The organism is Paenibacillus graminis (genome assembly GCF_000758705.1).
GTDB lineage: Bacteria > Bacillota > Bacilli > Paenibacillales > Paenibacillaceae > Paenibacillus_AQ > Paenibacillus_AQ graminis.
Genome location: NZ_CP009287.1, coordinates 4,431,069 through 4,452,722 on the forward strand (window position 1 = coordinate 4,431,069; position 21,654 = coordinate 4,452,722).

The 21,654-nt window shown below is 50.5% G+C and carries 15 protein-coding genes; 8 read left to right on the forward strand and 7 right to left on the reverse strand.

The genetic code is table 11. The features are described 5' to 3' along the window. Positions 1-371: 371 nt before the first annotated feature. Positions 372-977, forward strand: coding sequence for a hypothetical protein (locus PGRAT_RS19015; RefSeq protein ID WP_025703558.1), 606 nt, complete (start codon positions 372-374; stop codon positions 975-977). Between the two features lie 129 nt (positions 978-1,106). Beyond that, positions 1,107-2,030, forward strand: a complete 924-nt coding sequence (locus tag PGRAT_RS19020; protein ID WP_025703559.1) for a copper amine oxidase N-terminal domain-containing protein — start codon at positions 1,107-1,109, stop codon at positions 2,028-2,030. Between the two features lie 249 nt (positions 2,031-2,279). Here PGRAT_RS19020 and PGRAT_RS19025 read toward each other — a convergent pair whose 3' ends face one another. The 3 genes from PGRAT_RS19025 to PGRAT_RS19035 are packed head-to-tail and all read right to left on the reverse strand — an operon-like array spanning position 2,280 to position 6,321. Next, positions 2,280-4,271, reverse strand: a complete 1,992-nt coding sequence (locus PGRAT_RS19025) for a chemotaxis protein CheA (RefSeq protein WP_238326734.1) — start codon at positions 4,269-4,271, stop codon at positions 2,280-2,282. Positions 4,272-4,286: 15 nt separating this feature from the next. Next, a complete protein-coding gene (locus tag PGRAT_RS19030; RefSeq protein WP_238326735.1) occupies positions 4,287-4,715 on the reverse strand; it encodes a chemotaxis protein CheW in 429 nt (142 codons plus the stop codon). Positions 4,716-4,734: 19 nt separating this feature from the next. Beyond that, complete coding sequence (locus PGRAT_RS19035) at positions 4,735-6,321, reverse strand: methyl-accepting chemotaxis protein (RefSeq protein ID WP_025703562.1); 1,587 nt, start codon at positions 6,319-6,321, stop codon at positions 4,735-4,737. Positions 6,322-6,630: 309 nt separating this feature from the next. Between PGRAT_RS19035 and PGRAT_RS19040 the strand changes: the two genes are divergently transcribed. Both PGRAT_RS19040 and PGRAT_RS19045 read left to right on the forward strand, forming a co-directional pair. Beyond that, complete coding sequence (locus PGRAT_RS19040) at positions 6,631-7,968, forward strand: MFS transporter (RefSeq protein WP_025703563.1); 1,338 nt, start codon at positions 6,631-6,633, stop codon at positions 7,966-7,968. Between the two features lie 51 nt (positions 7,969-8,019). Continuing rightward, the gene (locus PGRAT_RS19045; protein WP_025703564.1) at positions 8,020-8,784 is read left to right on the forward strand and encodes a PIG-L deacetylase family protein; all 765 of its coding nucleotides are present in this window, start codon (positions 8,020-8,022) and stop codon (positions 8,782-8,784) included. 89 nt (positions 8,785-8,873) lie between these two features. On the opposite strand, the gene PGRAT_RS19050 is transcribed toward PGRAT_RS19045, so the two are convergent. Beyond that, a complete protein-coding gene (locus PGRAT_RS19050) occupies positions 8,874-9,719 on the reverse strand; it encodes a GNAT family N-acetyltransferase (protein WP_042267035.1) in 846 nt (281 codons plus the stop codon). Positions 9,720-9,935: 216 nt separating this feature from the next. Between PGRAT_RS19050 and PGRAT_RS19055 the strand changes: the two genes are divergently transcribed. Together PGRAT_RS19055 and PGRAT_RS19060 are read left to right on the forward strand one after the other, a co-directional pair. After that, complete coding sequence (locus tag PGRAT_RS19055; RefSeq protein ID WP_025704763.1) at positions 9,936-10,973, forward strand: asparaginase; 1,038 nt, start codon at positions 9,936-9,938, stop codon at positions 10,971-10,973. 224 nt (positions 10,974-11,197) lie between these two features. Next, a complete protein-coding gene (locus tag PGRAT_RS19060) occupies positions 11,198-11,689 on the forward strand; it encodes a hypothetical protein (protein WP_155990353.1) in 492 nt (163 codons plus the stop codon). 88 nt (positions 11,690-11,777) lie between these two features. Here PGRAT_RS19060 and PGRAT_RS19065 read toward each other — a convergent pair whose 3' ends face one another. Further along, positions 11,778-12,890: an NADH:flavin oxidoreductase gene (locus tag PGRAT_RS19065; RefSeq protein ID WP_025704765.1), complete on the reverse strand. Its 1,113-nt coding sequence runs from the start codon at positions 12,888-12,890 to the stop codon at positions 11,778-11,780. A 238-nt stretch (positions 12,891-13,128) separates the two neighbouring features. On the opposite strand from PGRAT_RS19065, the gene PGRAT_RS19070 reads away from it, so the two are divergent. Both PGRAT_RS19070 and PGRAT_RS19075 read left to right on the forward strand, forming a co-directional pair. Beyond that, positions 13,129-13,749, forward strand: coding sequence for a TetR/AcrR family transcriptional regulator (locus tag PGRAT_RS19070; protein ID WP_025704766.1), 621 nt, complete (start codon positions 13,129-13,131; stop codon positions 13,747-13,749). Next, the gene (locus tag PGRAT_RS19075) at positions 13,746-14,306 is read left to right on the forward strand and encodes an AAA family ATPase (RefSeq protein ID WP_036704132.1); all 561 of its coding nucleotides are present in this window, start codon (positions 13,746-13,748) and stop codon (positions 14,304-14,306) included. Before PGRAT_RS19070 ends, PGRAT_RS19075 begins: the two co-directional genes overlap by 4 nt. 357 nt (positions 14,307-14,663) lie before the next feature. On the opposite strand, the gene PGRAT_RS19080 is transcribed toward PGRAT_RS19075, so the two are convergent. Beyond that, complete coding sequence (locus PGRAT_RS19080; protein ID WP_042267041.1) at positions 14,664-16,097, reverse strand: amino acid permease; 1,434 nt, start codon at positions 16,095-16,097, stop codon at positions 14,664-14,666. Between the two features lie 120 nt (positions 16,098-16,217). Further along, positions 16,218-21,641 carry a diguanylate cyclase gene (locus PGRAT_RS19085; RefSeq protein ID WP_025707104.1) on the reverse strand — a complete coding sequence of 1,808 codons (5,424 nt, stop codon included), beginning with the start codon at positions 21,639-21,641 and terminating at the stop codon, positions 16,218-16,220. Positions 21,642-21,654: the final 13 nt, after the last annotated feature.

Genomic DNA, 21,654 nt, shown 5'->3' on the forward strand with positions numbered 1-21,654 from the left:
TTGCTGTTTTCATTGGCCCATGAGGCCAATAATGGATTAATTGTAATACTTCCCTTGGAATAATTCTATTAAAAAAGTCAAGAAACGGGGAGTCACCTCTACCTCAATTTCAATAGAGTTAGAGGGTTTGCTCTTTGTGTCTACTTCTCAACATTCCCTATCGCTTTATACCTCCGTTAGTGAAATGGATTTTCCCAATGCTTGTACCCATGTTTTTGAGTTGAATCCTGTAAAGTGCCAGTAAGTAGTAAGTTGTATTATTGCTACTAAAATTTCCTTAATAGCGAGAGGATGATTAGTGGTAACGAAAGTGAGGACACACTATCGTTGCTTTGTCCTTAATCCTCATTTCATATTATGGAGGGATTCATATGTCAACACCCAGACCCGAGACAACACTTCGTGTATTTGCTACAAACCCTAGCTTTATTGGCATAAAAGGCAGTATTAAGATTCCAACAACCTTGAATGTTTCAGGAGGCTATGTCGATTGGTATTTTGGACTTGGTAACGCGATCGTAGAAGCTGGCATTTCGTATACAGGTACCAAATTCCGCACTCCCATTAAGATTACTTCTGCTGGCGGGGAACCAATAATCGGCACAAGTCAAGATGATATCACGGGTATTACCCCAGGCGCTACCGTTCCTATTCAGTTATTGCATGACCGACCGAATCATACTATTTCTGTCTGGATTAATGGTGTAAAGATATGGAATTCCATTTCTATTCTTGACTCACATGGTAATGACGTACTGGGAAGTGCCAGTACTGCCAAAATGGTTTTTGGTCTAGATGATCAAGGAGCTTCCAGCTATAGCCAAGGAAGCTTCACCTTGCTTAAACTCCAGAAGACCGATGGTACCTGGATCGATTGGAATAGCAATGTTCCTTATACTCCTTTGCCCAGCGGTTCCGCATCTAGTTTTAATCTAAGCTCTTATGTCCCACTGAGTGCGTCATTAAATGCAAACTGAGTATGTATAATAACAATACCTGCACAGAAATGTGCAGGTATTGTTATTTAATGAAACTTTTTACCATAAATAAGCGTCTAATAAAGCGTCTAATAAAATGATACATTTAAAAATTAGGAGGTCCATTAAATGAAAAAAAGACAAATCCTATCAGGAACTCTTGCTGCACTCTTAAGTTTAATACCTTTGACTGATGTATTTGCTGTGAACACTCCTTCAATTATCGTTAATAGTAAAGCTATGAAAACAGAGATCATCCCAATACTTAAAAATGGGGTTACATTAGTGCCTGTAAAAACTATAGGCGTACTTCCCAATACAACAATATCCTGGAACAATGCATCAAAGACTGTTACTGTAGTCAATCAGATAACGCTTAAGACATCAACATTCAAATTAAATAGCAAATATGTCATGATTGGTAATGAGCGCAAAGAAATTCAGGTTCCTGTTTCTATTATTAACAGCAGAGTCCTTGTTCCGCTTCGGGTTATCAGTGAAGCATCTGGAGCTGTTGTCGTTTGGGAACAACAAAAACAGACTGTGTATATTGCCAAACCAACAAATCAAACCATTCAAGATCTGGAGTCGAACGACTTGTCAGTCAGAAGAAAAGCTGCAGTTTCGGAGACACCAAAAATTGATGTACTGGCCTCTCCTTCTGCTGATCGTAAGGTAAATAACAATGACGTTTTTTATTTTCCAAAAGGTGAATCTAATCAATACTTCTATTTATACGGTGATGTAATCGAATATCATCAAATCAAAAAAAACATCGATTACAAAACTTGGCAGGCAAAGATTGGTACCTCGAATGATTCTATTCAGCTTATAAATAACAAAGAAGGGTTAGCTTTTAAAGGTAATGTTGGTATTTTATTGGAAGAGGGAATACGGCCTAAAATTACAGGTGAGTACGTATATTATAACATGGCTATTATGGGCGGGATTGCAAGGTACGGACTAGTCAATTCGGAAGGCAAGGTTACTGAACTGGGGACTAATGATGATATCACTTCAATAGAGGACTTTTTTACAATACCTAATGAGTAACACTTTTAGAACTATATGACGTATGTAACAGTGATTTGCAGCAAACAACGCGCGGTGATACACCGAAGTCTGCTTTTTCACCTTAGCACTGACATCGGCGTATATTTTAGGAGGACACTCTCTTTGAGAGTGTCCTCCTATGGTTGACCAATGGGATAAATTGCATGAAGTGTAAGGTCTCATTTTCTGACTTGGTACAAGTAAAGAGTTTGAATATCATCTATAAAAAAGTAGAATTCCCCTATTGAATTAATGGCTTACCAGGTAAGCGGCATCCAGGATGAGTGCAACCCGGCCATTCCCAAGAATAGTCGCTCCCGAGAGATGGTTCAGGGTTCCCAGATAAGCTCCAAGAGACTTAATGACAACCTCCTGGTTCCCGATAATCTCATCCACGGCAAAAGCGGCGATCTTATCGACAGATCTGACGATGACCAGCGGAATGGTCTTGGTGCCCCGGTCCGCCCGGGGATAATGCAGCTTGTCCCTCAGCCAGGAGAGCGGCACAATCCGCCCGTGGTTGATTATCGCCTGCTCTCCCTGAACAACCTGAATCTCTTCCGGGGCGATGCGCACAATTTCGGCGACATTGTACATCGGAAGAATCAGTACCCGGCCGGAAACCTTCACTAGCAGGCCCTTAATGATAGCCAGCGTAAGCGGGAGCCGGATTGTGAAGACGGTCCCTCTGCCGGGCTCTGTCTCAATATCGATAATACCATTCAGCCGTCCGATCTGACTGCGCACAATATCCATGCCGACCCCCCGGCCGGAGACCTCGCTGACCTCTGAAGCTGTCGAAAATCCGGGCTCAAAAATCAGGTGGACCGCCTCCTGAGCGGTCAAGTACCCGGCCTGCTCTTCGGTAATGATTCCTTTACCGAGTGCCGAAGCTTTGATTCTCCCGGCGTCGATGCCTTGCCCATCGTCTTCCAGACGGATGACCACATGATTCTCTTCATGAAAAGAAGTCAGGGTTATCCTTCCCTTAGCCGGCTTCCCTCCAGAGACGCGGACCCCGGGGCTCTCAATCCCGTGGTCCGCGCTGTTGCGGATCAAATGGATCAGGGGATCACTCAGCTCTTCGATGATCATCCGGTCCAGTTCGGTTTCACCGCCCTGGATCAGAAGCTCAATGTCCTTGTCCAGCTTCTGGGCCAGATCCCGGACAAGCCGGGGAAAACGGCTGAACAGCTGATCAATAGGCAGCATTCGTGTCTTCATTACACCTTCCTGGAGCTCTTTGATAATACTGCCCATGTGATCCGATACGCTGCTAATGTCCGGAAGGACTCTGGCCGGATCTGAACGCTGGCCGGCAGCGCTCAGATCGGCCAGGGAGGTCTGCTCAATCAGCAGCTCGCCGACCAGATTCATCAGATGATCCAGCCGCTCCACGTTAACCCTCACCGTCGGATGGGTGCCTTTCCCCCGTTCCTCGGCCTTCGGGTTTGCCTGCTGGGCAGACGCCTCGGGAACATCCATCATCCTTTCCGCTTCTTTGGACAGCTTAATCTTGTATGGGGCTATGTGCAGACGCTGAATATCAGAATCGTCACCAAGCTGGTCCTGAATCGCCTGCAGTTCCTTCGTTGTGGCAGCCACTACGGTAAATTGGCCGTAACGTTCATCTTCATCTGTACCGGGAGTTACGGCCGGAAAAAGAAAGACGGAAATGACCGTTCCGCACACAGCCTCCAGCCGCTGCAGCAGGATAAAATGCCTCGCGGCCTTCATCAGACAGTCTTCTTTCAGCGTGATGCTTACAGCGATCAGCTGCTCTCCTGCGCCCACAGCCGCCTCCGCCTGAAGCGTCTCGGCTGCGTTCAGAGCCGGGAGCGTGTTCCGCTCCGGTTCGGCAGGTTTGCCGAGCAGTGCCTTGATTTCGGACACCACGCTGCTGCAGTTGGTATATTTACTGCCGCTGATGTACTCTGTCCGCAGCAGCTTCATCGCATCCAGCGCACGGAACAAGGTGTCAATCAGCATGGAGGTGATCTCCGGTTTCTTTTCCCGTACCCACTCCAGGATATATTCCACTTCGTGGGTCAAGTCACTCATTTCCTTGAAGCCCATGGTGGAGGAAGACCCTTTAATGGTATGTGCTGCACGGAAAATGGTCTGGATCAGCTCCGGGGACGGCGATTGCTCCAGGGCCAGCAGCGACTGGTCCATCCGTTCCAGCTGATCGTTCAACTCTTCGATAAAAATATCGCGGTAGGCAGACAGCTCCATCATCATCAATCGTTCTCCTTCCTAACCGCCCAATATTTCCTCAAGCTTCAGAATGCCGATCAGCTGGTCCTCGCGTTGGCCGATACCCATAAATACGCCTTCCCGGCCCCGGCCCTGTCCGCTGGAAGGAGGATGAATCTCTCCATAAGTGGTAACTTTATTCACCTTGTCTACAATGAGTCCCACAAATTCGTCCCGGTAACGGACCACCACAATCCGTGTGGCCCGGGTATGCGGCTCATCAGGCATGCCCAGCAAATTACGCAGGCTCATCACGCAGACTACCTTGCCGCGCAGATTGACGACTCCCTTCACTTCATTCCGGCTGAAGGGAATGTCCGTAATACTGAGCATTTTGATAATTTCATGCACTTCCTCGATGCGGATGGCGCAAGTTTCCTGGCCTACGGCAAGCTCTATATATTGTTCCTTCTGCAGTGTTGACATCATAACACCTTCAGTCTGTAGGTTAGTGGGTTTTGAACGCGGCTGCGGACTGGGCAAGCTCCTCGGCGAGTTGGGCCAGTGACTGGCAGGTTGCCGCAGTCTCTTCCGATGCGGCAGCTGATTCTTCACTGGAGGCGGCAATGGATTCAACCGAATTCATCACTTCGGCCGCTTGAGCGGATTCCTCTTCGCAGGCCGCAGCAATTTCATTGACTTTGAGTGAAGACGTGTTCACCATGCTGATTATTTGTTCAAAAGCCTGACTGGTCATCGACGATTGCTGAACACTTTCGGCAACAGCCCGGACACTTTGTTTGGTGTTCTCCTGCATGGCTTTAATGATCTTGGTGATTTCCTTGGTGGCGTCGCTGCTTCGTTCCGCCAGTTTGCGTACCTCGTCGGCAACAACCGCGAAGCCGCGGCCCTGCTCGCCGGCACGGGCAGCTTCAATGGCTGCATTCAGTGCCAGAAGATTGGTCTGCTCGGCAATATCGTCAATAACCTCGATGATATCACCGATTTTGCGGGAGTCTTCTTCCAGCTGTGTCATCTGGTGATTTACGGCCTGCATTCCCTGCAGCGAGGTTTCTACCACATAACCGCCTTCACGTGCTGTTCTTACCGTGTCATTGGACAGCTCGGCAGCTTCCTCCGCGCTTACTGCCACTGAGTTGATTGCCAGAGACAGCTCTTTGAACAATTCGGTAATACTTGCGGACGCTGCGGACTGGGTTGTGCTGGTACTGGCGATTTCTTGTGTGCTCGCGGAGATTTCCTCGGAAGAAGCGGCAACACTCTGCGAGTTCATCACAATGCCGTTAATCAGGTCCTTCAAATTGTTGACCATCCGGTTCAGCGCACTGGCCAATTGTCCCACTTCATCCTTGCTTGTGATCTCTGCCTGTTGGGTCAAATTGCCGTTTGCCACCTCGGAAGCCAATCCCAGCATCACCATTAGAGGCCGTGAGATCGATCTGGCAATAACATAACCAATAAGAATGCTGATAATTACCGCCCCGATCACTACAGAGATAGTCAAGGTCAGCGCGGAGGAATACGTGTCTTGGGAGTGTTTGTTCGTTTCGTCTGCGAGCCGCACATTCTCATCCGTTAAACCATTCATATAGACAACGACTTTTTCTCCTTGCTTCGCCAGCTGCAATCTAAATGTATTAAATTCAGTCGGGTCCTCTTTCTCTGCTAAAATCAGCCCCTGGCTAAACATTTTCATGTAAACCTCATACTCTTTATCAAAATTACCCAACAGTTCCTGTTCTTTCGGCGTAGTAGCAAGCGGCCGGTAATTGTTAATGTGCTTCTCAATTTCCCCGATTGCTTTTTCAATCTGCTCCTTGTATCCGGATATTTCTTCAGCCGTTGTGGCAATGCTCATATCCCGCAGGAATACTCTAATGGCCTGGTACTTGATTTGGGCTGCCGATAAATCCCGGACTGAAATCAGATTGTTGTTGTACATTTCTTTCATATTCCCGTTCGAACTGCGCAGCGTAAAGATCGAGAACACGCCAAGTCCTGCAAGAATCAAGGATACAATCAAAAACGCGGAAATGATTTTTGTTGCTGTTTTCAAATTACCGAACCATTTCATGTAAACTCCCCCTAAGATTAACTTCGTTGCTTCAGCTGATGGACACGCCTGCTTGCTTCCCCCGGCATGCCACCAAGACTTCTTAGCTATCTTTCGACATTTTTCGCAAAAATTTTAATAGTTAATTTTCACTATGGTAAAATTCAATCTATTCCTCCGTTTACCCTATTGCGGATCCGGCCCGCCAATTGTAATCGCTCTCATAATTACGGGATATTTTTCTTGACAATAAATGCGAATAAGTTATAAATAAACATAATTACAAAGAAACGGATTCTCTGAATCTGTCTACAGAAAGGGGGCTGCCGATTGACCACCAAAGTATCATTGGCCGAAAAAATGGTGTTCTCCGGCGGATTGCTGGGCCAAAATATGCTCTACAGCTTCATGTCGATGTACATCCTGTTCTTCTATACGGATCTGCTGGGCATATCCACAACGACAGCCAGTGCCATTCTGGTTACCGCAAGTGTTGTTGACGCGTGCCTGGACCCGGTGATGGGGATGATCACGGATAAAACGCGGTCCAGGTGGGGGAAGTTTAGGCCTTATCTGCTGTTTTCCCCTTTCCTGATCGCTGCCGCAACCGTCCTATGCTTCATGGATTTTGGCATTTCTTCTACTCTTACCGTAACTATTGCAGCCCTCTCTTACCTGCTGTGGGGTATGCTTTATACCGTCTGCGACACTCCCCTCTGGGCGTTATCCTCTGTAATCTCCAAAGATCCGGCGGAACGGACACTGGTTGTCACTTTGGGCAAAATCGGCGGAACCATCGGTGCAGTAGTCATCACTATTGGAGGCATTCAGCTTCTGCTTGCGTTTGGCGGCGAGAGAAGTACTACGGCTTACCTGTATTCTGCGGTGATCGTGGCGGTTATTGCTGCGTTGTCCATATTTCTGACGGGAATCCTCTCCCGGGAAAGAGTAGTCCCCTCTGCAGAACGGATTTCTTTCCGGAAGAATCTGCAAACTGTTTACAGAAACAAGCCTCTGCTCACCCTGCTGGCCTCTTTGCTGATTATCAATTTGGTCAACGGCATCAGGCAGAGCATTCAGCTCTACTATGTCGTTTATGTCTGGGGAGATGCCGGTTATGGAACCCAGGTGGGAATCAGCCTGGTAGCGGGCATGCTGCTCGGCATGATTGCAGCACCCAGACTGCTTGCTTTCTTTTCCAAGAAAAGCGTGTTCATCTGGTCCTGCATTCTGGGCAGTCTCTCCTGCCTTGTGCCTTATCTCATTGGGGACCAGAATGTTCTGTTTACGCTCGTGTTCTTTGGGATCAGCTTCTTTTTCTCGGGGATGACCATCATTGTCAGCACATCGATGCTGCTGGATACGATTGACTATTCAGAGTGGAAGCTGGGCTTCCGGGGGGAAGGGATTGTGTTCTCAACGAACACCTTTATCACCAAATTCAGCGGGGCTGTATCCAGATTGATCATTGGGGCAAGTCTGGGAGTGCTGAACTACGTGGAGAACCAGCCGGTTACACCGCGGCTCCAGCATGGTCTGAGCCTGGTGATGTTTTTACTGCCCGCACTCTGTTTCCTGGCTGCCATTATTCCAATTCTGTTCTATAATATTAGCGACAAGCAGCGGATACAGGTATTGATGGATTTGGAGAAGCACCGTGCTATGTAAGCCACAACAGTATAATCTCTCAAACATTCATTAACGAAGGAGTGATTTAACATGGATTCATCCATCCTGTACAGCCTTATGTCTCCTCCCGATCTCGCGGAATGCCGCAGAATATTGTGCATTCAGCCCCACCCCGACGACAATGAAGTGGGGATGGGCGGAACGGTTGCCGCTTTTGCCGCAAAGGGCTGCGAGATTCATTACTTAACGGTGACCAATGGGGATTTAGGCAGCAGCGACGGGAAGCACTCTCCCGCCGAGATCGCTGTGATCCGTTCCAGGGAGCTGGAAACAGCGGGACGCTCGCTTGGCGCCACCGTATTCCATCAGCTTCCACACAGTGACGGCACACTTGAGCATATTCCGGCGCTGGCTGCGGAAATAGCCGAGATCATCCGCACCGTCCAGCCTGATGCGGTATTCTGCCCTGATCCATGGCTTCCCTATGAAGCCCACTACGATCATATTGTGACCGGGCGGGCGGCAGCACAAGCATTCCTCTCCTCGGGTCTCCCGCTGTATCCCCGCGGGACAAGCACCCGGCCCTGGCAGCCGAAAGCGCTGGGATTCTACCTGACCTCGGAACCGAATACGGTGATTGATATTACCGGCTGCTTCGATCAGAAGCTGGCTGCTATGGCGCTGCACAGCAGCCAGTTCAGCGGGGAAATGCTGGCACTATACCGGCTGTACTTCAAGGAGAAAGGACACCAGCTGGCAGAGGGGAAGGATTTTGAAATCGGGGAAGGGTTCAAGGTCCTGTCGCCGCTGCACCTGCATTGCTTTGTGGATGCCGGACTGGTGCAGAGGGTTTGAACCAAACAGGGGCTGTGACAGGTAGAAGTTCTTCCGAAGCAGCCTTCCCCGGAACAGCATCCGGTCAGATCAAAACACGGCTCTGCTTCTTACCTGTGCACCAGCCGGTAATACGGCAGCGTCAGCGACGGCCGAAAGCCCAGCTTCTGCGCCAAATGATAAGACCCCTGATTCTCCAGGCGGCAGGCCCATACCGGCTCCAGATGATGGTCAAAGCAATAATCGATCAAGGCTGCGCATACGGTAAATGCGTACCCCTTCCCCCGTGAGGCTTCCCCTGTCTCAATCCCGATTTCGAGCTGATCCGCCGTGGAGCAGGATGAAAACGCAGTAGAAACAACCCGGCCATCCTCCAGTATACTGTAGCCGATGCCTTCAGCCAGAAAATGCTCCTCATCCCGCCAAAAAAAGCGCGGAACCACAGAACCGGCCTGGGCAGAGAAATGCTCTTTTCCTGTTCGTACCAGGTCTGCATCCTGCTTGAAGAACTGTGCGCGGGCTGCAAAATAGGCTTCATGGTCTAAACGGAAGTTCACTCTGGTATTTCTCTGTATGGCCCGCTGATCGTCCTGTTGAGACACCCCGCCGCTCCCCGGTAATACGCTGTTATGCGCAGCTGCTACAGCATCGATCCGTTCACTCCATGCTCCGGCGGGATCACCCTGCAGCCACTCCGCGTGTACGCGGATTTCCGCTTTGTCTGTTATGTAATCCGACAACCAGCGCTGAATGTCTGGGTTCGTTGCATTTCCATAGACCAATGACATTCCATAAGGATGGACGACATAGAACGCATCCGGCTTTTCTTTGCTGTCGGCATACACTTTCCCCGGAATACGCTGCTCCAGCACAGCTCTGGCAAAAAGTGTGTTTATTTTCACTTGATCCAGCGCGGGCAGCCCTTTGTAATAGTCTTGAACCTCCAGTTCAATCATCTTCTAACTCCTTTCAAGAGATTAATAATTTTCCTCAGTATACTATAATCTGATTTGCACTATGCGTTGGAAAGTTTGGCAGAATGCGTCTCATATCTTGCAATAATGGGATTAAAAAACAACCTTATGTCCGTTAATCGTATGTTATAATACATTCAGCCTATTTCTATTAACTGCTTCTATTGAAATATGATCTGACTTGAAAGGATATAAGCGATGATTATTCCAGTTCCGGAAGTGAACTTTACAGCCTCCCCTTTTTATAATCGCAGCCTCAGAAATGTGGTCATTCTCGCCACCGGCGGCACCATTGCCGGCAGCGGCGAAGCGCATAAAACCTTGAATTACGAGCCCGGTGCCCTGCCGATACAGGATTTGCTGGACAGCGTCCCCCATCTTGAACGTGTTGCTAATTGTGCGGGAGTACAGGTCAGCAATCTGTGCAGCGCCGATATAACCAGTGAGCACTGGCTGACCCTGGCGGCCCTGATCAACACCCTGGCACTCCGCGAAGATGTGCATGGTTTTGTGATCACGCACGGCACGGATACCCTGGACGAAACGTCGTACTTTCTTAATCTCGTGATCAAAACGGACAAACCGGTTATCATCACCGGCTCCATGCGTCCGGCTACGGCAATCAGTGCAGATGGGCCGCTGAATCTGTACCAGTCGGTAGCTCTGGCGGCCAACCCGGAAGCTTCCGGCCAAGGAGTCATGGTGGTGTTTGCCGAAGGGATCTACAGCGGCCGGGATGTGCAGAAGGTCAACACCTTTAAGGCCAATGCCTTTGATGAACGGGATTTTGGATGTCTCGGCTATATGCGGGACAGCGAGGCTTTTTTCTACACCAGATCGCTCAAAAAGCATACCACCGCCGCCCAGTTTGACATTTCCGCCCTGGAACAGTTGCCGCAGGTGTCCGTAGCCTACTTCCATGTCGATGCCGATCCGGGAATCCTGGATTATCTGGCTACCCTATCCAAAGGCATTGTCATTGCCGGAGCAGGCGGGGGCATCTACAGCAAACCCTGGATCGATAAAGTCGGCGAGCTCAAAAATAACGATATCCCCGTTGTCCGCTGCTCGCGGATTTCCAGCGGGATTACGCTGAAGGATTCCTATATCGACCTTTCTGCCAATTCGATTCCCTGCAACAGCCTGGTGCCGCAGAAGGCACGGATCCTGCTCTCGCTGGCGCTGACCCAAACAACGGGATATGAGGAAATCGCTGCAATGTTTAACGAATACTAAGCTCTACAATAGTAAACCGCCCGTGAACGCTCACGGGCGGTTTGCTGTATATTCACGCAGAAGCCCTGCTGCTGTCTGCAGTAGCCAGCCCGGTATTTGCAGATTCGGGTAACGGAACCCCAACAGACGGATGAAAGAGCACGGAAACCCCTGTTACAGCGAGCGCGGTTAAACCTGTCGATTCGATTTTCATCGCAGCTGCATTTCCGGGATTGCTGGATCTTGTGGCAACTTATTCCCCGGATACAGCGCAAGACTGGAAAGAGGTTCTGGACAAATATGAAAAGATATCCGGGCTCACCGCGTTGGTTATAAACAACCCGCAGGTTGTGAAAGCCATTCCGCTGCCCGATGGAGATGCTTCATCATATCCGCAGGCAAAAGCTATAGGTATAGGTCAGGCAGTTGCTGCGACTCCTGGAGTGAACCCGGATCATCTGATCCCTGCCCCTATTGCCGTAGAACGTACTGAGAATGGTAAGCTTAAAGCCGTGTCTTCCAAAGGAGAAGGGCACGAAGGGGTCGCTGTCACATTAACCGAGGCTGCCGCGCCTTCCGTTGCAGATATTGCCTTCATTACCGCACAGACTGAGCTGTCCAAAGCCGTGGAGTCCAAGGATGCCGCTGCGATTAAGCAATCCCTGAACGAGCTGCTGAAACAGTACAAAATACTGGTCAGCCAGCTTGAAGGTATCGAGCCGACAAGCAAGAGCTAAACTATTGGCCGCTTTCTTAAATGATTAAAAACAAAAAAGCAGATTAAGGCTGGATACCTTGATCTGCTTTTTGTGAGCAGCGTACAAATTAGAACAGAACAGCCGTTGCTTCCGGTGTAAAGGCTTTAATCTCGTCAAACCGCCCTTCGCGTATTTTCTTGGCCCAAGCCGGATCGCCGAGCAGTGCACGGCCGACGGCAATAAGATCAAATTCTTGACGCTCCAGCCGTCTCAGTAATTCCTCCAGTCCCGGATGACTGGCATCCCCGTCCTCCGCTGAATTATCTTCCATCCCGACGGAGCCAACTGTAATCGTTGTTTTCCCGCTAAGTTTCTTAACCCATCCGGCCAAGCTAAGCTCCGAACCTTCGAATTCCGGGTCCCAGAACCGCCGCGTCGAGATATGGAATATATCCACCCCTGCCTGGACCAGCACATTCAGGAATTGCTCCAGCTGTTCCGGGGTATCCACCAGCTTCGCAGCGTAATCTCCCATTTTCCATTGGGACAGCCGCATAGAGATCGGATAATCCGGCCCCACAGCTGCGCGGACCGCCTGCACAACCTGTACAGCAAATTGGGTACGCTGGAGGAAATCACCGCCATAGCGGTCCGTCCGCTGATTGGTTTTTTTCCAGAAAAACTGGTCGATCAGAAAACCGTGTGCACCATGAAGCTCAACACCGTCAAAACCAATCTGCTTGGCATTCGCTGCCGCATTGGCAAAAGCCTGAATAACGTCCGCAATTTCTTCTTCTGTCATAGGCACAGTCACTTGATTTCCTTCCATATCCAGCCCTGAAGGGCCCATAGAAGGTGCTTCCGGGAAGGGCTCAGCTCCCATTGGACGAATCATTCCCATATGCACAAGCTGCGGAACTATAGTCCCTCCAGCTTGATGCACCTGCCGGACGACTTCCCTCCAGCCGTTCATAGCAGCTTCCCCATTAATTCCCGGCAGTCTCGGTTCACTGCTGGCAGCCGGGTGGCCAATAACCACACCTTCCGTGATAATAAGCCCCACCTCATTCTCCGCACGGCGGCGGTAATACGCGGCGACGTCCTCTCCGGGAACACCTCCAGGTGAAAAAGCCCGCGCCATTGGCGACATTACGATGCGGGTAGGTATAATTAATTTATGAACCTTATACGGTTCAAACAAGGATTTCAGTGAATGAATGTGCTGCTGCTGGTTGCTCAAGGACAACGCCTCCTAAATGTTTTGTATGCCTAGGCATCAATGTAAAAATTGATTCCCGGCGGGATATGAAAGCAAGTGTAACAAGCAGCTGACCGCCCTTCAACCAACAATCCGCCGGATTTGTTGTTTAAGCAAAAGCTGAAAGAAACTGTCGCACATAAAAAATCAATTGTTGTCCAAACAACAGATGTTTATAATAAGGAGGGATATTTTCTTGTATGAAAGGAGGGTTCAGAAGATGGCCAGTGTGCTTCCTCCCAACCCCAAAGATCCGCGTGTCATCCGGACACGGCAATTAATTCTGGACGCCTTCATCCGGCAGTTAAACCGCAAGGACTTCAACTCCATAACGATCAGTGATATAACTAGCAGCGCTACTATTAACCGTGCTACGTTTTATGCGCATTTTCCGGATAAATATGCACTGCTTGAAGCCATGCTCTCAGAAGCATTCAGCCGGCTTGTGCTTGACAAAATTGATGCAGAGGCACCTTTGACAGAGGAGTCGCTTCAGAAGCTTATTATTGCCTTGTGTGATTATCATGAATCAAGCCGCCATTGCGTTAAGAAATACGATTCAGTAGCCCTGATGATTGAAGAAAATATTAAGCTCCAGTTGGAGAAACTCTTGCTTCAATTACTCTCTAGAGCAGCAGCAGACACTGCGGATCTGAAAGAGATAACAACGGCAGCAATCATGTTAAGCTGCTCGGTCTATGGCTTAACCTACCGCTGGAATAGGGAAGGAAGAATAGAATCCCCGGCAGTCTTGGCCCAAAGAATAGTGCCGCTGATTTCAGGTGGAATCCCCTTCCTGTATCCCCCGGGCAATCATGCGGGAATGCAGAGGTACGAATGAAGAGATTAGTGATGATTACCGTCGGGAAAACACATAGCGGGAAAACTACTTTTGCCCAAAAATTAGAGCAGCACTTGTACAACTCAGTCGTAATTGACCGGGATACCCATGCTGAATTTATCAACACCTATTATAAAAGCATGCTGCCCATACAAGGTGCCAACACCCTCAAAAACGCCATCTCCCGGACCATTATTGATTATGCAGTCCATGAAACCAATTTGCATCTCATCTTATGCAACGCTAATCGCGGCCGCAGAGGCCGTTTGGATTTGCTTGAATATTTTCAACTCAAAGGTTTTGTGCGCATACTTGTTCATTTTGATATTCCCGATCAGGTTCTTGAAGCCCGGATAGCCGGCAGTCAGCGAAGTACAGCGATTTTCAGGAGTGCTTCTACTTTTGAAGAAGTTCTTCTCCGCCAGCAAGCCGAGACAGATCATGGCGATGTTATTGCACCGGCAGAAGATGAAGCGGACTATTTGTTCGTGATTAGACATAGTAATGAGGTCCCGGCTACTTTGCAAAAAATCTTGGATATTGCTCAAAGCTTGTGAGTGAGGGGCGGCGGACGCCTCCCCATTCCAGACCTCCTTGGCGCCTCTGCGGCAAGGCAAAATGGAAAAAGGGAACTTCATTCTTCCCCATCCCGTTTCCGGCAAGCTTTAGTGGGAAAAAGGACAACTAATCCGGCCGATTTCTCACCAAGGCCCTCTGCGAATCACAGGTTAAGCACGATAACAGCACGATTGGATTGCAATCCAATTCGACCCCTTTAAATTTTCCCGCACTGGCAGCAAATCATGAGTTCCTGATCACCACAAAAAGGCACGCACATTTGTACGCACCTCCTACGCTGACCCTGCCCCTTACCCTGTACCTTTTTACTTTCAGTTGCTTTTTCCCCGCTCCTTCTACTGCTCCCGCTCCCTCTTCCCTTCCAGCTCTTCCGCGGCCTCCATCTGCACCCTTACTGCAGGCACCTGCAAGGGCCGTTTCTGCAACCTGCCGGATTCCCTGGCCTTCCGCAAGGCTGCGAGCGCATATATTCCTGAAAAAAACAGAACAAACATCACCCCCGCAGCGAGTCCTCCGCCCTGTCCGGGGATCAGCGGCATGCTGGCCAGAATCGCCACCAGGCTTAATATGGCAATCCATGAGGTGTAGGGATATCCGCGCAGCCCATGCTGCCTGATCAGCGGACCGCCATAGCGCTTGCGCAGCCGGTAGTGGCTGGCCATGATAATGACATAAGAGAACAGCAGCGAGAAGCCGCCTGAGCTGACCAGGAAGAGATATACGCCCTGCGGCAGCAGCATGCCAAGCCAGAGACCCGCCAGCATCGCACCGCCGGAGATCAGGATTCCCCGGTAGGGAATGTCTGTATGGTCCCGCATCCAGGCGGGAGTATGCCCTTCTTCCGCCAAGGAGCGGAGCATCCGGCCCAGGCCGAATACCGAAGCCAGCATGGTGGACAGGATAGCGGATACCAGGACAATATTCATGACCGTCCCGGTCCAGCCAAGCCCGTACAGGCTTAGCGCGGACACGAATGGACTTACCTGCTCGGATACCTGTGCCGGGGGCAGCAGGAGGAACAGCGCAATGATGGCCGCCAGATACAATCCGACCAAGAGCATAATGGTATACCGGATCGCCCTGGGAATCGTTACGCCCGGATTCTCTGTCTCCGATGCTGCCAGTCCAAGCACCTCGAACCCTGCGTAGGTAAACATGACCATCAGCATGCTTCCGGCGATTCCGGCAATCCCGCCCGGAAATAAGCTCTGCCCGCGCACAACATCAAGGCCTACCGCGCCAGCACCTCCCGTGCCGAAGCCTGCGATCAGAGCCGCAGCAATCAGCACAAAAGCGGCAATGGCGAGCAGCTTGAACGCAGCAAGTCCGCTCTCCAGCCTGCTCAGCCGTTTGGCGCCCAGCAGGTTGAGCAGCGTCACCCCCGCGATGATCCCCGATCCAAGCAGCGCAAGCGGCAAAGCGGGAAACCAGCCGCGCAGCAGGATGGACACCGCCGTAGCTTCACTGGACATCGCCAGTACAAGGCCTGTCCAGTAGACCCATCCGACCGTGAAGCCCGCTCCCCGGCCGAAAGCCTGCTCGGTATAGGTCCGGAAAGACCCCGACACCGGATTCGATACCGTCATCTCCGACAGCGCGGACAAGATGAAATAAACGAGTATGCCTCCAATCACATAGGACAGCAGCACAGACGGTCCTGCCGCACGGATCGCCACTGACGAGCCCAGAAAAAATGAGCCGCCAACCACCGTTCCCAGCGCAAGCATCGTCAGCCCCCACACCGATAGTCCTTTTTCCTCTTTCCCCATACCGCTGCCTCCCCGCTCTTTTTATGGAGAGTATCTGCAATAAGCGGGGAAATTACCCATGGAAATTTAGCAGCTGCCGGCTGAAGAGGTTAGATCCATAAGAAGTTTGGCTGCTTCAGGCTATTGAAACATCGTTACACAGTTCCTGCCTTGAGCTTTGGATTGGTACAGCGCATCATCGCCAAGCTTATAAATATCCTCTTCACGGACATTGTCCACATAGACCGCAGCGACACCAATCGATACCGTGATGATTCCATAATCCGTGCTAAGCGCATGCTCTATCCGCTGATCGGCAATGCTTCTGCGGATGCTCTCGGCATATTCACGCGACTGCCGGGGGGTGAAGCCGCTGACGATGATCCCGAATTCTTCACCGCCGAGCCGGAAGGCATACCCATTGGCACGCGCTGCCAGCTCCTGGAGCAGGGTTCCGACCCGCCGCAATACCGAATCGCCTTCATAATGGCCATAGGTATCATTGTATTTTTTGAAATAGTCAATATCGAGCATCAGATAGGTCAGGTGCCGCTTGTTCGCTGCAGCCTTCTCCACTTCCTCCAGGAACAGCTTGTTGAAATATCTGCGGTTATACAGGCCAGTCAGCTCATCGGTGATGGATATCTGTTCGATCAGCTCAATGTACTTATTCAATTCCTCATTGTTCAGCTCCAGCTCCCTGGTGCGCTCTGCGACCAGCTCCTCCAGATGCTCTTTATGCCGCAGCAGCTCCTGCTCCGCCTTTTTCCGTTCCGTGATATCCTTAACAGTTCCCTGTATGGCCGGCTGGTTCATATAATTGATCCGTGTGACCTTATGGATGACAATCACCTCACGGGTCTGATCCTTGTGGAGTAATTTCGTTTCATATTCAAAAGGGGCCTGCTTCCCCTCCACCCGGCGGTTATAATAATGTGTCACCTTCTCCCGCTCCGGAAGACTGACGAACTGCTGAAAAGGCTGCCCCACCATTTCTTCAGTCGCATAGCCAAGCATCTGCGCCAATGCTTCATTGACATATCTGCAGATGTTATCCTGGGTTATAAAAATGCCGTCCTGCATGTTATTGACCAGCTCGCGGTATTTCTCCTCCGAACGCTCCAGCTCGGAATACAGCGTCGCATTTTCCAGCGAGAAGACCATTTCCCGGGACAGCAGATTGATAATCTTCATCCGCTCCTTGGTGAACACGCCCGTCACCAGGTTGTTTTCCAGATAAATGACGGCAATGGTCTTGTTTTGGTTGATCAGCGGCATGCAGACCATCGATTTAGGCCGGTGTTTGACAATATAAGGTTCATTGACGAATGGAGTTTCAGAGAACGCATCGTTATAGATCACACTCTCACGGCTCTCTTCCACCTGCTTCAGAATAGAATATGGCAGATGATCGTACCTGGTCCGGTCATGCACCGCTACGGTTATTCTGTCCTCCTTCGGACAGTATTCGCCTTCCACAAGCAGGTTCGTCTTGGAGGTCATGAGGATGCAGCCTCTTTGCGCTCCGGCATTTTTGATGACGATTTCCATCAAGGCTTCCAGCAGATTGCTCAGCTCGATTTCCTTGGAGATGGCTTGCGAAGCCAGCAGCATGGAGTTAATATCCAGACTTTCCGTATAGTCCGTAACGGTCCGGCCATGCAGGAACTCCTTGGTGCTGATTCTTCTGACCAGATCCGGATAGCGTTCATGAATAAAGGCAATTTTCCCTTTTGCCCCCCAGACCGAATAATAATATTCTGACTGTCTCAGCAGATAGCCGGCGAATTCCTTGAAGTCTTTCCGGTAATAAAACCGGGCTGCCAGCTCACTGGCCAGTGCCTTGTACCGCACGAAGCTGCCCTGCTCGCTGGCCTCAATGGCCAAATCGTAATATTGCCCCGCTTCATCGTCCCTGCCTGCGATCCTGGCCCATTCCGCCTTCATCAGCATCTCGTGCTGGCGGAAGGTATCCGGGGCGTGTCTGGCCCATTTACGGACCCGGCGGTATTCCTTGCGCATTCGGGCCTTGGCCTGCCTCCTCCGGCTGGCGCCTAAATCCTTATAGGCATACGCCAGGTTCAAAAAGGTGTACAGGGCGAACTCCTCCATAAAAGCGGACCCGGCAAGCGTGCCGATGATCGGGTAAGCTTTGTCGATGCAGGCCAGCGCCCCGCTATAGTTTTCATAGGTGAAAAGAAGCTTCATTTTATATATATAATAAATGGCAATTCCTGAATAATATTTAGCGGCTTCCAGCTCCCTCAGATAGGACGCTTCACTAAAATCTGCGCTGTCAAAGGAAAGGCGGTTGTCCAGCTCCCCTGCCAGATTCAGCAGATATTGCCGGGACAGCTGCGCGGTCGCCAGGGACTCTTTGTATTTGGTATTTTCGATCATGGCGATCATTCTGGAGCTTTCCTGCAGGTTCGCCGCAATATCCATCCCCGGATTCCAGAGGTTCACATAGAAGCAGGAATGGGCCAGATAGAGCAGATCTCCAGTCCGCAGGCTGGCATCTATAGAGGCGGTAAACCACTCCTGCAGGGTATCCCAAGGCTCGGTCCACGTATGGCAGAACAAGGTGTATAATACATACGCTGCCCCTTTCCATTGCAGATCGTTAAACTTGTCATTGATGCGGATCCCCAAACGGCCGTAGTCAAAGGCTCCCTTGGAATCTCCAAAACCGGACAGCAGCATCCCATAGCCGATAAACGCAAGAGCCGACTCAGGAGCATTCCCATACTTTAGGGTCAGCCCCACCTTCTTCAGGACAACCAGCCCGAACAGAGAGGTTTCCCCGGAAATAAAGGCCGGCGGAATAAAGTTGATCAGCAGCCGCATCACCAGCTTCATCTCCGGATCTTCCATCTCACCCGCTTCGAATATGCTCTCGGCAGTTCTTCCCCGCAGCGCAGTTTTGATCTTCACAAGCTCCCCCAGGACAGCCATCATCCCCACACGGGCAGGAATGGGAACGCCCATTACAGCTAACCCCAGCCGGCCCGACGCTATAGATTCTTTCATCATTCCCAGGTACATATAGTGATTAGCCTGCATTTCGTAGATTTGGGCGAGGGCAAGCCGGTCCCGCGTATGCCGGATCAGCATCGCACATGCCGAATCGGCCGCCTCCACCTGATGGGTCAGATATCCGCATTCTGCATACAACTGATAAATCTCCATCGTTAGCGGCCCATTCTCTTCCCAGGCTTCCTCCTTAAGGAGGCTGATATTCACTTCCAGCAGCTTAAAAGCCGAGTCATAACCAAAAGCTGCCTTGGCTTTCCGCGCGGCTCTTAGATTGATTCCGATGACTTGATCGAAATCCTCCTTTGAGACCAGTCTGTCCAGTCCTTTATTCAGATGTGCTGCGATATCGACGAGAATACCGTCCGCTTCCCCGGGAGCCAGCCGTTCCAGCAGCAGCCGGCCTATAGCCAGATGCAGAGCACCGCTTTCGCCGTTATCCAGCATTTGGTAAAAGGCCTGCTGAATCTTGTCATGGGCAAATTTAAACCGGAGATCCAGATTCTGCAGGGCTTCCTCCTCCGGCTCTGCCAGGAAGCTGGAAATCAGAACATAGCGGTGTTCTTCGGGTACAATGAATTCCTCCTCAACCGCTCTTGCAATGGCCTGGGCAACCACCTCAAGGGGTTCATCTGCAATCAGCGCCAATAGACCAAAATCAAATACATTTCCTACAGCAGCGCACAGCATCAGAATTCTCCGCACATTCCCCGGCAGCTCCTGCTGCTTCAGCATCAGGAAATCCACAACGCTGTCGTTGACCGGCAAGCTGATGATCTGCTGCAGCTGCCAGTTCCAGCCCCCTGTAAGCTCATCGAAATATAAATATCCGTTCTTATATAAATCCTTCATAATTTCATTTACAAAAAAGGCGTTGCCTTTGGTCCGCTTAACAATCACTTCTGTAAGCTCCTGCACGCGCAGGGGCGTAGTGTAGAGGGTTTCAGCTATAAGACAGCCTACTTTTTCTGCGCTCAAAGGATCTAAGACAATTCTGGCAACCCCGTAATTTTTCTCAACAGCAGCGATGACCCCGAACAGCGGATGACCCTCATGGATTTCATGCTGGCGGTATGAGCAGACGATAAGCACTTTGTGCAGCTGGGACCCAAGCACCAGCTTCCCGACAAGCTGCAGACTTGAATAATCGGCCCACTGCACATCATCCAGAAATAGAACCAGCGGCCTCTCGTTATGAGTGATCCCTTCGATGAACTTGGCAAAAGTAAGATAGAACCGGTTGGTCTCCTCGGCCGGATTCAGCGGCTCCATCTCCGGCTGAACGCCAATCCAGCCAGCCAGCTCAGGGATAAGAGTGGTAATCAGATTGCCATTTCCGTCCAGCGCTTTGGTTAAGGAACGCTGGATATACGCCTTATGTTCCTCATCCGGACTATCCATCAACTGGCTGATCATCCGCCGGAAAGCCTGGATCAGCGCGCTATAGGGAATATTTTGGTTGTACTGGTCAAATTTCCCTTCTGCAAACAGGCCCTTCTCCTGGCTTATATACTTGTGCAGCTCATGCACCAATGCGGTTTTGCCCACACCGGCCTCACCTGTCACCAGCATCAGCTGCGAGCTGCCCCGGACAGTCCGGCGAAAAGCTTCCACGAGGCGTCCAAGCTCCTCCTCACGCCCGTATAATTTCTGCGGAATCCGGAAGATATTCATCCGGTCTTCTGCGCCAACCACAAAGCTCTCCCTCCCAGCCAGACATTTCATCAGATCCGCCTTAATGCCATAAGCGCTTCGGTACCGGTCCTCTGAGGACTTTTCCATCAGCTTCATAATCACTGCTGAAAGACTCTTAGAGACCCTGCCTCCGCTTGTCTTATAAGGCGGTACCGCTTCTTTGGCAATAATGGAGTAGATCTGCTCCAGCATCTCACCGGCATCATAAGGCTTCGTTCCCGTCATCATCTCATAAAGAACGACTCCGAGGGAGTAATAATCGCTGCGGTAATCGATATTGCGGTTCATTCTGCCCGTCTGTTCAGGTGAAATATACAGCAGGCTTCCCTCCAGCACACCGCTGTTCTGGTAATCCCGTTTTTCCCTGGACAGCTTCACGGCAAGATCAAAATCAATGATCTGTACAATATTTTCTTCCCTGTTCCAAATGATATTGGAAGGCTTGATATCCTTATGAATGACATTCCGTTCATGGATTGCCCCAAGAATATCTACGATTTTCACTGCAAGCTGCAGCAGCGCCACCTGATCCGGGGACTCTTCCGCCATAATCCGTTTCAGCGACCGGCCGCGGATATCCTCCAGCACCATTACATAAGAGCCGTTTTGCTCCTCCAGTCTGCAGGGTCTGATGACACCCGGTATACTTTCACTAAGCTCCTTAAGGAGCTTGTATTCCTGCTTAAAACGCATCACTGCTTCAGTTCCGCTAAACTCTGACTTAAGAACTTTCAGGATTACCGATTCACCGGTTAAGGGGTCGATGCTTCTGTAAATGGATTTTATATATTGATCGGAAATCGTCTCCACTATCTCATAATGGCCCAACGCAACCATACCCACTCCACCT

What these genes read in the sequence shown, in the direction of transcription:
- PGRAT_RS19035 (WP_025703562.1), bottom strand. Translation starts at nt 6,321, where the DNA reads ATGAAATGGTTCGGTAATTTGAAAACAGCAACAAAAATCATTTCCGCG.
- PGRAT_RS19015 (WP_025703558.1), top strand. Translation starts at nt 372, where the DNA reads ATGTCAACACCCAGACCCGAGACAACACTTCGTGTATTTGCTACAAAC.
- PGRAT_RS19055 (WP_025704763.1), top strand. Translation starts at nt 9,936, where the DNA reads ATGATTATTCCAGTTCCGGAAGTGAACTTTACAGCCTCCCCTTTTTAT.
- PGRAT_RS19030 (WP_238326735.1), bottom strand. Translation starts at nt 4,715, where the DNA reads ATGATGTCAACACTGCAGAAGGAACAATATATAGAGCTTGCCGTAGGC.
- PGRAT_RS19075 (WP_036704132.1), top strand. Translation starts at nt 13,746, where the DNA reads ATGAAGAGATTAGTGATGATTACCGTCGGGAAAACACATAGCGGGAAA.
- PGRAT_RS19045 (WP_025703564.1), top strand. Translation starts at nt 8,020, where the DNA reads ATGGATTCATCCATCCTGTACAGCCTTATGTCTCCTCCCGATCTCGCG.
- PGRAT_RS19080 (WP_042267041.1), bottom strand. Translation starts at nt 16,097, where the DNA reads ATGGGGAAAGAGGAAAAAGGACTATCGGTGTGGGGGCTGACGATGCTT.
- PGRAT_RS19050 (WP_042267035.1), bottom strand. Translation starts at nt 9,719, where the DNA reads ATGATTGAACTGGAGGTTCAAGACTATTACAAAGGGCTGCCCGCGCTG.
- PGRAT_RS19020 (WP_025703559.1), top strand. Translation starts at nt 1,107, where the DNA reads ATGAAAAAAAGACAAATCCTATCAGGAACTCTTGCTGCACTCTTAAGT.
- PGRAT_RS19025 (WP_238326734.1), bottom strand. Translation starts at nt 4,271, where the DNA reads ATGATGATGGAGCTGTCTGCCTACCGCGATATTTTTATCGAAGAGTTG.
- PGRAT_RS19070 (WP_025704766.1), top strand. Translation starts at nt 13,129, where the DNA reads ATGGCCAGTGTGCTTCCTCCCAACCCCAAAGATCCGCGTGTCATCCGG.
- PGRAT_RS19085 (WP_025707104.1), bottom strand. Translation starts at nt 21,641, where the DNA reads ATGGTTGCGTTGGGCCATTATGAGATAGTGGAGACGATTTCCGATCAA.